Here is a 12,283-nt window from a genome sequence, read left to right on the forward strand (position 1 = left end):
CCTGAAATGCATGTGTTTCCGGAGCAAAGACGATGACTCAGTGGCAGAAATCCGACTGGCGCAACAAACCGCGGGTCCAGATGCCCGATTATACCGATCCGGCCGCCCTGGCCGCGGTCGAGCAGGGTCTGGCCAAGTATCCGCCGCTTGTCTTTGCCGGTGAGGCGCGCACCCTGAAACGCGAGCTTGCCGAGGTATCGCGCGGCGAGGCATTCCTGCTTCAGGGCGGCGATTGCGCCGAGAGCTTTGCCGAGTTCAGCGCCGACAACATCCGCGACACCTTCAAGGTGATGCTGCAGATGGCCATGGTTCTGACCTTCGGTGCCAAGGTGCCGACGGTGAAGGTGGGCCGCATGGCGGGCCAGTTCGCCAAGCCGCGCAGCGCGCCCACCGAAACCAGCGGTGGCGTGGAACTGCCCAGCTACCGTGGCGACATCATCAACGGCTTCGATTTCACCCCCGAGGCGCGGATTCCCGACCCCGGCCGCATGATGCAGGCCTATACCCAGGCGGCTGCGACGCTGAACTTCCTGCGCGCGCTTTCCAAGGGCGGCTATGCCGACATTCACCGGGTGCACGCCTGGACGCTTGGGTTCACCGAATCCGACGAGGCCGAGAAATACCGCGACATGGCCAACCGCATCCAGGATGCGCTGGATTTCATGACGGCGGCAGGTCTGACCAGCGACAACAACGCCGAACTGGCCACCGTCGATTTCTACACCAGCCACGAGGCGCTGCTGCTGGAATACGAAGAGGCACTGGCCCGCGTCGATACCACCAGCGGCAACACCCTGGCCGGATCGGGCCACCTGATCTGGATCGGCGACCGCACCCGCCAGCCCGACGGCGCCCATGTGGAGTTCTGCAAGGGCGTGCTTAACCCCATCGGCCTGAAATGCGGCCCCTCGATCTCGACCGACGACCTGAAGCGTCTGATGGCCACGCTGAACCCGAAGAACGAGGCGGGCCGCCTGACCCTGATCGCCCGTTTCGGCGCCGGCACGGTGGGCGACCACCTGCCCAAGCTGATCCGCGCGGTCGAGGAAGAAGGCGCCAACGTGGTTTGGTCCTGCGATCCGATGCACGGCAACACGATCAAGTCGGCCAGCGGTTACAAGACGCGCCCGTTCGATTCCGTGCTGCGCGAGGTGCAGGAATTCTTCGAGGTGCACAACGCCGAGGGCACCGTTCCCGGTGGCGTGCATTTCGAGATGACAGGCCAGGACGTGACCGAATGCACCGGCGGCGTGCGGGCGGTGACCGATGAAAACCTGTCGGATCGTTACCACACGGCCTGCGATCCGCGCCTGAACGCCAGCCAGGCGCTGGAACTGGCCTTCCTCGTGGCCGAACAGTTGAGCAGCCGCCAGGCCGCCAGCCGCACTGCCGCGGCCAGCTGATCTTTGCGGCGGCGGTGCCTAGGCGCCGCCGTCGATCAGCGTCAGACGGGGTTTGCCCCGCTGGCGCGCACCCTTCACGGTATCGATCACGGTGGGCGGGTTGGTGGTATCCTGGCCGGCCGGTCGGTCGCCATAGCCGATCAGCGTGCGGCGATTGTCCGACGAGATGGTGAAACGGTGGGGCGCGCCGATCATCGGGGCGCTGGCCGAAAGGCACCCCAGCGCGCGCGTCACCTGTCCGGCATCGTCGCGCAGCGGCAAAAGCAGCATCCGCGCCGCCATCCGCCCCTTCGTCACCTTGCCCGGTCCGGCCAGCCACAGATCGACGCGGGCCGGTTCGCTGAAGACGCATTCCACCGCATCGGCGAGGGCCGTCCGCGCACCCGGCAGGAAGAAGCACGACAGGGGCATGCCGCGCACCTCCATGCCCATCAGGTCGGACAGGTGGTTTCCGGCAAGGCGGATGCGCGCGATGCCCGGCGCGATACGTTCGATCAGGAAGGTGCGATCCAGCGCGCCGACAATGCCGCGGGGGTCGATCTCGGCGCGGCGCGGCATCAACCGCCCGTCACAGAGGCTTTGCCAATAGGCCTCGACCTCGCCGAAACAATCCGACTCGACCGGCTTGCGCTGGAACATGGAAACCACGCGGCCCATGGGTGTTTCGCTCTGCTGCATCTCTTTCCACCTCACGCTCACCTTTGTGTCCGCCAGAAGGTGCACCCCCCGGTGCCGTTTTCCGCTGGACCAATCATGTCCCCCATGTGTCTTATAGCAGCCAAGCTGCCTTAAAGCTGTCACATTTTCGCCAAAAGGTTAACACGCATGCCCAATTCGATGACCGGTTTCGCCGCGGCCCAGGGGGCCTTCTCCGATTGGTCCTGGTCATGGGACATTCGCAGCGTCAACGGCAGGGGCCTGGATCTGCGCTTGCGGGTGCCCGACTGGATCGAGGGGCTGGAGACTGAAATCCGCCCGTTGCTTCAAGGGGCTGTGGCGCGGGGCAATGTCACCCTGTCGCTGCGGGTCGTGCGGGCGGGGCAGGCGGCCGGCGTTCGGATCGACGCCGAGGCCCTGGCCCGCACCCTGGATCAGATCGCCGCCGTGGAAGAGGCGGCGATGGCGCGGGGTGTCAACATTGTGGCACCCAGCGCCACCGACATCCTGTCACAACGTGGCATTCTGGAGGCGCCCAGCAGCGAGGCCGAGGATACCGCCCCCCTGCGCAAGGCGCTTGTCGCCGATTTCCCGGCGCTGCTGGCCGATTTCAACGCCATGCGCGCCCGCGAGGGGGCCGCGCTGCATGGCGTTTTGACGGCACAGATCGATCAGATCGCCGACCTGACGCAAGAGGCCGGAGCGCTTGGCGCCGAACGCGCCGACAGGATGGCGGCCCAACTGCGCGAAAACCTGGCGCGGGTTCTGGACAACAGCCAGGGCGCCGACTCCGACCGCGTGGCGCAGGAACTGGCTCTGATTGCCGTAAAGGCCGACATCACCGAAGAACTTGACCGGCTGCGCGCCCATGTCGAGGCCGCGCGCGAGCTTCTGGCCGACGATGGTCCAGTGGGGCGAAAGCTGGATTTCCTGACGCAGGAATTCAACCGCGAGGCGAATACCCTCTGCTCGAAATCTCAGCATCCTGGGCTGACACGGGTTGGCCTTGCCCTGAAAACCACGATAGACCAGATGCGTGAACAGGTTCAGAACGTGGAGTAACCCATTGGCGCGACGCGGCCTTCTTATCATCTTGTCTTCGCCTTCGGGGGCGGGGAAATCGACCTTGGCCAAGCGGCTGATGGCCTGGGACCCCAGCCTGCGGTTCTCGGTCTCAGCCACCACGCGCCAGCCCCGCGAGGGCGAAGTTGACGGCAAGGATTACTATTTCGTCAGCGAAGAGGCGTTCAAATCCCAGGTCAAGCAGGACGAGATGCTGGAACACGCGCAGGTTTTCGGAAACTACTACGGATCGCCCAAGGGCCCAGTCGAGGCGGCAATCAACGACGGGCGCGACGTTCTGTTCGATATCGATTGGCAGGGCGCCCAGCAGATCGAGAATTCGGCGCTGGAAAAGCACGTTCTGTCGATCTTCATCCTGCCGCCCACGATTTCCGAACTGCGCCGCCGGCTGGTGTCGCGCGGGCAGGACGATGCCGAAACCATCGCCCGACGGATGCTGAAATGCTGGGACGAGATCAGCCATTGGGGCGGCTATGACTATGTGCTGGTCAACGATGACCTGTTCGAAACCGAAGCCCGCCTGAAAACCATCATCACCGCCGAACGGCTTCGCCGCACTCAGCAGCCCGACCTGCTGGATCATGTGCGCGGGCTTCAGGATGAATTCGAGGAGGTATCATGACCCTATACGCACTGGACGGGCAGGCGCCCGAGATTGCCGCCGATGCCTGGATCGCACCCGATGCCAACGTGATCGGCAAGATCAGGGTGCTGGGCCAGGGCTCGGTCTGGTTCGGCTGCACGCTGCGTGGCGACAACGAATGGATCGAGGTCGGGCAGGGCAGCAACGTGCAGGAAAACTGCGTGCTGCACACCGACATGGGCTTTCCCCTGACCATCGGCACCGATTGCACCGTGGGCCACAAGGCGATGCTGCACGGCTGCACCATCGGGGATGGCACGCTGATCGGCATGGGGGCGACCATCCTGAACGGTGCCGTGATCGGCAAGGGCTGTCTGATCGGGGCGGGTGCGCTGATCACCGAGGGCAAGAAAATTCCCGATGGCAGCCTCGTGATGGGGGCGCCCGGCCGCGTGGTGCGCGAATTGGACGATGCGGCGCAGAAGGCGCTTCTCGGCTCGGCCGAGGCCTATCGCGTCAACGCCCGCCGATTTGCCACGGGGCTTGCGCCGGTCTAGCGTGCGGTGGGCGTCAACTCAGGTCCGCAGGGCTCAGCACCCCGAAATCAAGCCCCGGAAAGGTGGCGCGCACTTCGCGGCAGACAAGTTCGGGGTTGGGCAGGTTCGTATCGAAAATCCGCTGGGCGTTCTGGAAGTTGTGCAGGTAAAGAAGCTCGGCCAGGTCCATGCAATCGAACAGGGGCGTCATGGCAAGCGACAGGACGATATCGGGATGACGCCGGTTCAGGAGGTATCGCGGAACATCGAAGATCTGGCAGATCTTGACCGGTGGCTTGCTGGGCAGACGGGCCTGGGCCAGATGCAGATAGACAGGGTCGCCCACGAACAGGCAGGCCCGCACATCATTCAGATGGGTGACGGGTGCGGGACGGCTGGCCATACATGTCATCTTGGGCATTCTGGTCACGCTGTTGTTCTTGGTCCTGCATTTTCGTTCGTTCCGGTTCTTCCGGGGCGGGCCCGTTCCAAAAGTTTTTATCTATCATGAGGCTACACCGGAAACTCCAGCCTAGGCGAAAGATTTCCGGAATGCCATGGACCAACCAGCAAGGATTCGCCACCCCCGGCCCGAAAACAACGCAGATCCAGGACCATAATGGACAACAATGATATCCAGATCGTTCTGGACGCGCTTCAACTTCCGGCTTTCCTTGTCGATCACGAGGAACGGATCACCGTCAGCAATGCACCCGCGCGCCGGCTTCTGGGCGGTGCCCTGCGCGGCGGGCATTACGCCGCCGTCCTGCGCCAGCCCCAGATCCTTGAGGCGATCGAAACGGTGATCGCCGGTGGCGGCCCGGCGCGGGCCAGTTTCGCCACCTCGTCCGGTGCGCGCGAAACCATCTGGATGGCCAGTGCCGCAGCCTTGTCTGCGGGCGGGCGACAGGGCGTTCTCGTCAGCCTCGAAGATACCACCGAGATGCTGGAGGCCGGGCAGATGCGGCGCGATTTCGTGGCCAACGTCAGCCACGAACTGCGCACGCCGCTGACCGCGCTGATCGGTTTCATCGATACCCTGCGCGGCGCTGCCCGCGACGATGCGGCAGCACGCGATCGTTTCCTGTCGATCATGGAGCGCGAGGCCAACCGCATGAACCGGCTGGTCAAGGATCTTCTGTCGCTGTCGCGCGTGGAAAGCGAAGAGCGCATGCGCCCGACCGGCAGGCTGGACATGGGCGAGCTGCTGCGCTCGGTCATCCAGTCGCTGACGCCGCTTGTGGGCGATCACGGCCAGCGGATCGAACTGACCGGCGCCGATGACCTGCCGGCAATCAGCGGCGATGGCGACCAGTTGCGCCAGGTTTTCACCAACCTGATCGAGAATGCCGCGAAATACGGCGCCCGCGACGAAACCGTGACCGTGGCGGTGCAGGTTCTGGCGCGCGATCCATCGTTGCGCTGTGCGGCCCTTCAGATCGACGTGGTGGACCGGGGCGAGGGGATCGACCCGATCCACCTGCCGCGCCTGACCGAACGCTTCTATCGCATCGACGATCACCGGTCGCGTGAAAAGGGCGGCACGGGGCTGGGTCTGGCCATCGTCAAGCATATCGTCAACCGCCATCGCGGGCGCCTGCGCATTTCCAGCACGCCGGGCGAAGGCAGCCGGTTTTCGGTTCTTCTGCCGCTTGCCGGGGACTGACCGCGCATTGTCATGAACCTGTTACGTTTCTGTCGCAAAAGCTTGGCATGGCCGCTCTAGATGCGGGGCCAAGGCCGCAACGGTGCGGCCTCTACGACAAACAGGAGCTTTGCATGTCCCTCGTGAAACTGTCCGTTTCCGCCCTGGCCGTCGCGGCCGCATCGGCCACCGCCGCCGCCGCCCGTGACCAGGTGCAGGTTGCCGGATCGTCCACCGTTCTGCCCTATGCCGCCATCGTCGCCGAAGCCTTTGGCGAGAACTTCGATTTTCCGACCCCGGTGGTTGAATCGGGCGGATCGTCGGCGGGCCTGAAGAAATTCTGCGAAGGCCTGGGCGAAAACACCATCGACATCGCCAACGCCAGCCGCCAGATCCGCGAGAAAGAGATCAAGGCCTGCGCCGAGAACGGCGTGACCGACATCATCGAGGTGCGCATCGGCTATGACGGCATCGTCTTCGCCAGCGACATCAACGGCAACTCCTTCGCCTTCACCCCCGAAGACTGGTACAAGGCGCTGGCCGCCGAACACTATGTCGACGGCGCGCTGGTGAAGAACGAACTCACCACCTGGGACCAGGTGAACCCCGATCTGCCCGCCCAGCCGATCCAGGCCTTCATCCCCGGCACCAAGCACGGCACCCGCGAAGTGTTCGAGGAAAAGGTGATCCTGCAGGGCTGTGAAGACGGCGGTTACATGCAGGCGATGCTGGACGGCGGCGTCGATGAGGACATGGCCGAGGAAAAATGCATGGCCATCCGCACCGACGGGCGTTCGGTCGACATCGACGGCGATTACACCGAAACCCTGGCCCGCATCGAAAGCAACAAGGACGGCATCGGCGTCTTTGGCCTGTCGTTCTACGAGAACAACACCGACAAGCTGCAGGTTGCCACGATGACCGGTGTCGTTCCCTCGACCGAGACGATCTCGACCGGCGAATACCCCGTGTCGCGCCCGCTGTTCTTCTACGTAAAGAAGGCCCACATCGGCGTGATCCCCGGCCTGAAGGAATACGCCGAATTCTTCGTGGCGGACGAGATCGCCGGCCCGGACGGCCCGCTTGCCGAATACGGCCTGGTGGCCGACCCCGATCTGGCCACCACCCAGGCCACCATCGCGGACGAAAACGTCATGAACGGCGGAAGCTGAAACTGACTGCCGAACGGGGCAGGGTGCATGTTGCGCCCTGTCCCACCTTGTGATTTCCGGGGGATTTCATGCCGTTGATCTGGCTTCTTGCCCTGCTTGCCGCATTGTCGGCGGCTGGTTTCGTTATGGGGCGGCGGCGCGCCGTGCTGTCATCGGGTGGCGATGTGCGCCGCTTGCATTCCTTGCCCAACTATTATGGTTTCAACGTAGGGCTGGCGGTGATCGTGCCGTCGCTTTTGGTTCTTTTTTGTTGGCTTCTGGTGCAACCCCTGGTCATCGAGGCCCGCGTCGCAGCACAGCTTTCCCCCGAGGCGCTGAGCCAGGCCAGCGACCCCGCACTGGTCATGAGCGACGTGCGCCGCCTGGCCGAAGGTCTGGACGTGGCCATCGCCGAGGGCGCGATGAGCGGGGATGACATGCGCAACCTCGAGGCCGATGGCGGCAACATCCGCGCGGCCCTGGGGGCCGTGGGTGTCGCGCTGGGGTCAGAGGTTGAACCTTCGGTGCTGGTGGCGGCGCAATCCTATATCGCGCAGGTGCGCACCGGGAACATGGTTCGCAATGTCACGGTCATCCTGCTGGCCCTGGCCGGGTTCCTTTGGGCCATGCGCCTGACGGCCCCCGGTTTTCGCGCCCGCGGCGCGGTGGAACGGGCGGTTCTGGCGCTGTTGATCGCGGCCGCCTCGATCGCCATCCTGACGACGGCGGGCATCGTGCTGTCGATGCTGTTTGAATCCATCAACTTCTTTCGCCAGTATCCGATCTCCGATTTCTTCTTCGGCACCACCTGGTCGCCCAACTTCCGCGGAAACTCGGACCTCGGGATCCTGCCGTTGCTCTGGGGTACGCTTTACATCAGCTTCATTGCGCTTCTGGTGGCGGTGCCGGTGGGGTTGTTCTCGGCGATCTACCTTTCGGAATATGCCGGGCCGAAAGTGCGCGGTGTCGCCAAGCCCCTGATCGAGGTTCTGGCCGGCATCCCCACCATCGTCTACGGGCTGTTCGCGCTGATCACAGTCGGCCCGCTGCTGCGCGATCACTTTGCCCAACCCCTGGGGCTTGGCGAAAGCGGTTCCTCGGTCATGACGGCGGGGCTGGTCATGGGGATCATGCTTATTCCCTTCGTCAGTTCGTTGTCGGACGACATCATCAACGCCGTGCCGCAATCCATGCGCGACGGCAGCCTTGGGCTGGGCGCGACGAAATCGGAAACCATACGCCAGGTTGTCGTTCCCGCCGCGCTGCCCGGGATCGTTGGCGCCGTCCTTCTGGCCGCATCCCGCGCCATTGGCGAGACGATGATCGTGGTGCTGGGGGCAGGGGCGGCGGCCAAGCTTGACCTGAACCCCTTCGAGGCAATGACGACCGTGACCGTCAAGATCGTCAGCCAGTTGACCGGCGATACCGATTTCGCCGCGCCCGAAACCCTCGTGGCCTTTGCCCTTGGCCTTACACTTTTCGTCATCACCCTGGGGCTGAACGTCATCGCCCTGGTGATCGTGCGCAAATACCGGGAGCAGTACGAATGAGCGATATTTCCGCAATCCCCGCCGCCGCCCCGCATTCGTCGCTGCACCGTCAAAGCGCGCGCACGAAAAAACGCAACGCCGCCGAGAAGCGGTTTCAGGTTTACGGCATGATGGCTGTGGGCTTTGGGCTGCTGGCGCTGGTGGTCCTGCTGGCGTCGATCCTGGGCAACGGGCTGTCTTCGTTCCGCCAGACCCATGTCGTGCTGCCCGTCGAACTGTCCGAGGCCAGGCTGGACAAGTCCGGCGAACGTGACATCGAGGCGATCAAGAAGGTTTCGACCTTCGGCTATGCGCCGTTGATCAAGGACGCGCTGGCCCGCGGGATGGAAGAGAGCGGCATCGCCATCGAAGGGCTGGATGAAAAAGACGCGGGCGAGATCATCAGCAAGGAGGCGCCCGCGCAGATCCGCGATTTCGTGATCGCCAACCCCGACCTGATCGGCACCACGCAGGAATTCCGCCTGCTGGCGAACGGACGGATCGATGGCTATTTCAAGGGCCGCGTCAGCATGGAAAGCGCCGCGCTGGACAGCAATGTCAGCCCCGCGCAGTTGCAACTGGCCGAGGCGCTGAAAGAGGCGGGGCTTCTGACCACCGGCTTCAACCGCGATTTCATCACCGCGCCCGACGCCAGCGATCAGCGCCCCGAGGCGGCCGGTCTTGGTGTCGCGATCCTGGGCTCGCTTTACATGATGCTGGTGGTTCTGGTGCTGGCCCTGCCCATCGGCGTGGCCGCCAGCATCTATCTTGAGGAATTCGCGCCGAAAAACCGCTGGACCGACCTGATCGAGGTGAACATCTCGAACCTCGCCGCCGTGCCCTCCATCGTCTTCGGCATCCTCGGCCTTGCCATCTTCATCAACTTCGCCGGCCTGCCGCAATCAGCCCCCATCGTCGGCGGCCTTGTCCTGACGCTGATGACATTGCCCACCATCATCATCGCCACCCGCGCCAGCCTGAAATCGGTGCCCCCCAGCATCCGCGACGCGGCGCTTGGCGTGGGGGCCAGCAAGATGCAGGCGGTGTTCCACCATGTCCTGCCGCTGGCGGCACCCGGCATCCTGACCGGCACCATCATCGGGCTGGCCCAGGCCCTGGGGGAGACCGCGCCCCTGCTGCTGATCGGAATGGTGGCCTTCGTCAAGGAATTCCCCGGCGCGCCGCCCGAAGGCTTCTTTGATCCTGCCAGTGCGCTGCCGGTGCAGATCTACAACTGGACCCAGCGGGCCGATCCGGCCTTTGTCGAACGCGCATCGGGGGCCATCATCGTGCTTCTGGTCTTTCTTGTGGTGATGAACACCATCGCCGTGATCCTGCGCCGCCGGTTCGAGCGGCGCTGGTAAGGAGAACCGCCATGAAAGACCATTTTACAGTCGAAAGCGAAATCATGACCGAAACCAAGATCACGGCCCGCAACGTGCAGGTGCATTATGGCGATACCCACGCCATCAAGGATGTCAGCGTCGAGATCGCCGACCGCACCGTGACGGCTTTCATCGGGCCGTCGGGCTGTGGCAAATCCACCTTCCTGCGCTGCATCAACCGGATGAACGACACCATCGACATCTGCCGCGTCGAGGGCGACATCCTGATCGACGGCGAAGACATCTATGACCGCAAGGTCGATCCGGTGCAACTGCGCGCGAAGGTGGGCATGGTGTTTCAAAAGCCCAACCCCTTTCCGAAATCCATCTACGACAACGTGGCCTATGGCCCGCGCATCCACGGCCTGGCCCGCAGCAAGGCCGAACTGGACGAGATCGTCGAGAAGTCCCTGCGCCGCGCCGCCATCTGGAACGAGGTGAAGGACAGGCTTTCGGCCCCCGGCACCGGCCTTTCGGGCGGGCAGCAGCAGCGGCTGTGCATTGCCCGCGCGGTGGCCACCGAGCCCGAGGTTCTGTTGATGGACGAACCCTGCAGCGCGCTTGACCCCATCGCGACCGCCCAGGTCGAAGAGCTGATCGACGATCTGCGCCGGCAGTTTTCGGTGGTGATCGTCACCCACTCGATGCAGCAGGCCGCCCGCGTCAGCCAGCGCACCGCCTTCTTTCACCTCGGCAACCTTGTGGAATTCGGGGAAACCAGTCAGATTTTCACCAATCCGCAGGACAGCCGCACCGAAAGCTACATCACCGGACGTATCGGGTAAGGAAACGACACGATGACCGAACAACATATCTCGTCCGCCTTCGACCGCGATCTTGAGGGTGTCACCGCGCTGATCATGAAGATGGGCGGCCTTGTCGAGGCGGCGATCCTGGACAGCGCCAATTCGCTGGTCGACCGTGACACCGAACTGGCCGCCCGGGTGCGGGCGGGCGACATTGCCATCGACAATCTGGAAACCCGCATCAACGAGGAAGCCGCGCGCATCATCGCCCTGCGGTCCCCCGTGGGCAACGATCTGCGCACCGTCCTGAGCGTGATGAAGATCAGCGGCAACCTGGAACGCTGCGGCGACTACGCCAAGAACCTGGCCAAGCGTACGACGGTTCTGGCCGAGATGCCCCAGGTGGGCAGTTCGTCGCAATCCATCCGGCGCATGGCCCGTGAGGTTCAGAAGATGCTGAAGGACGTGCTGGATGCCCATATCCAGCTTGACGCCGAACTGGCCGCCGACGTGCGCGACCGCGACCGCGACATCGACCAGATGTACAACGCCCTGTTCCGCGAATTCCTGACCCACATGATGGAAGACCCGCGCAACATCACCGCCTGCATGCACCTGCATTTCATCGCCAAGAACATCGAGCGCATGGGCGATCACGTGACGGCGGTTGCCGAACAGGTGATCTATCTGGTGACGGGCGCCCTTCCCGAAGAGGACCGCGACAAGCAGGACAGCACCTCGTTCGCGCGTCAGCCCAAGGCCTGAGCTGATGAGCGCCGATCTGCCCCGTGTCCTTGTCGTCGAGGATGAACCCGCCCAGCGCGAGGTGCTGGCCTATAACCTCGAAGCCGAGGGGTTTCACGTCCTGCGCGCCGAAAGCGGCGATGAGGCGCTTATGCTGGTGCGCGAGGACGCGCCCGACGTGATCGTCCTTGACTGGATGCTGCCGGGGGTTTCGGGCATCGAGGTGTGCCGCCGCCTGAAGATGCGCCAGGAAACCCGCGCCATCCCCGTGATCATGCTGAGCGCGCGCAGCGAAGACACCGACAAGGTGCGTGGCCTTGATACCGGTGCCGACGATTACATGGGCAAGCCATATTCGATCAACGAACTGGTGGCCCGCGTGCGCGCCCAGTTGCGCCGCACCCGCCCCGCGGCGGTGGGTCAGCGGCTCGAGTTCGACGACATCACGCTTGACGCCGAAACCCATCGCGTGACCCGCGACGGCAAGACGCTGAAACTGGGCCCGACCGAGTTTCGCCTGCTGGCCACCTTCATCGAGAAGCCCGGCCGCGTCTGGAGCCGCGAACAGCTGCTTGACCGGGTCTGGGGGCGTGACATCTATGTCGATACCCGCACGGTCGACGTGCATATCGGCCGGTTGCGCAAGGCGCTGTGCCTGCATGGGGGCGAAGATCCGGTGCGCACGGTGCGCGGCGCGGGCTATGCCCTGGGCTAGGCCCCCACCGCCATCCCCCAAAAAAGAGACGCTTGGTTACGCAGCCGCACTGGAAGGGATCAGCCCCGTCACCGCTTTGCCCCACCATGGAGCCGAGATGGCGCGC

General features: G+C 64.1%; 13 protein-coding genes. 11 read left to right on the forward strand and 2 right to left on the reverse strand.

What is annotated here, in order from left to right; translation table 11 throughout:
* The first annotated feature begins 32 nt into the window (after positions 1-32).
* A complete protein-coding gene (locus tag H7828_RS16885) occupies positions 33-1,403 on the forward strand; it encodes a class II 3-deoxy-7-phosphoheptulonate synthase (protein WP_226782239.1) in 1,371 nt (456 codons plus the stop codon).
* An 18-nt stretch (positions 1,404-1,421) separates the two neighbouring features.
* Here H7828_RS16885 and H7828_RS16890 read toward each other — a convergent pair whose 3' ends face one another.
* Complete coding sequence (locus H7828_RS16890; RefSeq protein ID WP_226782240.1) at positions 1,422-2,081, reverse strand: PAS domain-containing protein; 660 nt, start codon at positions 2,079-2,081, stop codon at positions 1,422-1,424.
* Positions 2,082-2,228: 147 nt separating this feature from the next.
* On the opposite strand from H7828_RS16890, the gene H7828_RS16895 reads away from it, so the two are divergent.
* Genes H7828_RS16895 through H7828_RS16905 form a run of 3 tightly spaced genes read left to right on the forward strand, consistent with a single transcriptional unit; the run spans position 2,229 to position 4,283 of the window.
* Positions 2,229-3,122 carry a YicC/YloC family endoribonuclease gene (locus tag H7828_RS16895; protein WP_226782241.1) on the forward strand — a complete coding sequence of 298 codons (894 nt, stop codon included), beginning with the start codon at positions 2,229-2,231 and terminating at the stop codon, positions 3,120-3,122.
* Positions 3,123-3,126: 4 nt separating this feature from the next.
* Positions 3,127-3,765, forward strand: a complete 639-nt coding sequence (gene gmk, locus H7828_RS16900; RefSeq protein WP_226782242.1) for a guanylate kinase — start codon at positions 3,127-3,129, stop codon at positions 3,763-3,765.
* Entirely contained in the window at positions 3,762-4,283 is a 522-nt protein-coding gene (locus H7828_RS16905; RefSeq protein WP_226782243.1) for a gamma carbonic anhydrase family protein, read from the forward strand. The genes gmk and H7828_RS16905 overlap by 4 nt, the downstream gene beginning before the upstream one ends.
* A 13-nt stretch (positions 4,284-4,296) precedes the next feature.
* On the opposite strand, the gene H7828_RS16910 is transcribed toward H7828_RS16905, so the two are convergent.
* Positions 4,297-4,665: a hypothetical protein gene (locus H7828_RS16910; RefSeq protein WP_226782244.1), complete on the reverse strand. Its 369-nt coding sequence runs from the start codon at positions 4,663-4,665 to the stop codon at positions 4,297-4,299.
* Between the two features lie 216 nt (positions 4,666-4,881).
* Between H7828_RS16910 and H7828_RS16915 the strand changes: the two genes are divergently transcribed.
* From H7828_RS16915 to phoB, 7 genes are all read left to right on the forward strand, one after another.
* On the forward strand, positions 4,882-5,928 hold the full coding sequence (locus H7828_RS16915; RefSeq protein ID WP_226782245.1) for a sensor histidine kinase: 1,047 nt from the start codon (positions 4,882-4,884) through the stop codon (positions 5,926-5,928).
* 113 nt (positions 5,929-6,041) lie between these two features.
* Positions 6,042-7,079, forward strand: a complete 1,038-nt coding sequence (locus H7828_RS16920) for a substrate-binding domain-containing protein (protein ID WP_226782246.1) — start codon at positions 6,042-6,044, stop codon at positions 7,077-7,079.
* Positions 7,080-7,147: 68 nt separating this feature from the next.
* Positions 7,148-8,608, forward strand: a complete 1,461-nt coding sequence (pstC, locus tag H7828_RS16925; protein ID WP_226782247.1) for a phosphate ABC transporter permease subunit PstC — start codon at positions 7,148-7,150, stop codon at positions 8,606-8,608.
* Positions 8,605-9,951, forward strand: coding sequence for a phosphate ABC transporter permease PstA (gene pstA, locus H7828_RS16930; protein WP_226782248.1), 1,347 nt, complete (start codon positions 8,605-8,607; stop codon positions 9,949-9,951). Before pstC ends, pstA begins: the two co-directional genes overlap by 4 nt.
* Positions 9,952-9,962: 11 nt before the next feature.
* Positions 9,963-10,757 carry a phosphate ABC transporter ATP-binding protein PstB gene (pstB, locus tag H7828_RS16935; protein ID WP_226782249.1) on the forward strand — a complete coding sequence of 265 codons (795 nt, stop codon included), beginning with the start codon at positions 9,963-9,965 and terminating at the stop codon, positions 10,755-10,757.
* Between the two features lie 12 nt (positions 10,758-10,769).
* Positions 10,770-11,483, forward strand: coding sequence for a phosphate signaling complex protein PhoU (gene phoU / locus H7828_RS16940; RefSeq protein WP_226782250.1), 714 nt, complete (start codon positions 10,770-10,772; stop codon positions 11,481-11,483).
* Between the two features lie 4 nt (positions 11,484-11,487).
* Entirely contained in the window at positions 11,488-12,177 is a 690-nt protein-coding gene (gene phoB, locus H7828_RS16945; protein ID WP_226782251.1) for a phosphate regulon transcriptional regulator PhoB, read from the forward strand.
* The last annotated feature ends 106 nt before the right edge of the window (positions 12,178-12,283 follow it).

It is taken from the genome of Oceaniglobus trochenteri (assembly GCF_020529025.1).
Taxonomy (GTDB): domain Bacteria; phylum Pseudomonadota; class Alphaproteobacteria; order Rhodobacterales; family Rhodobacteraceae; genus Oceaniglobus; species Oceaniglobus trochenteri.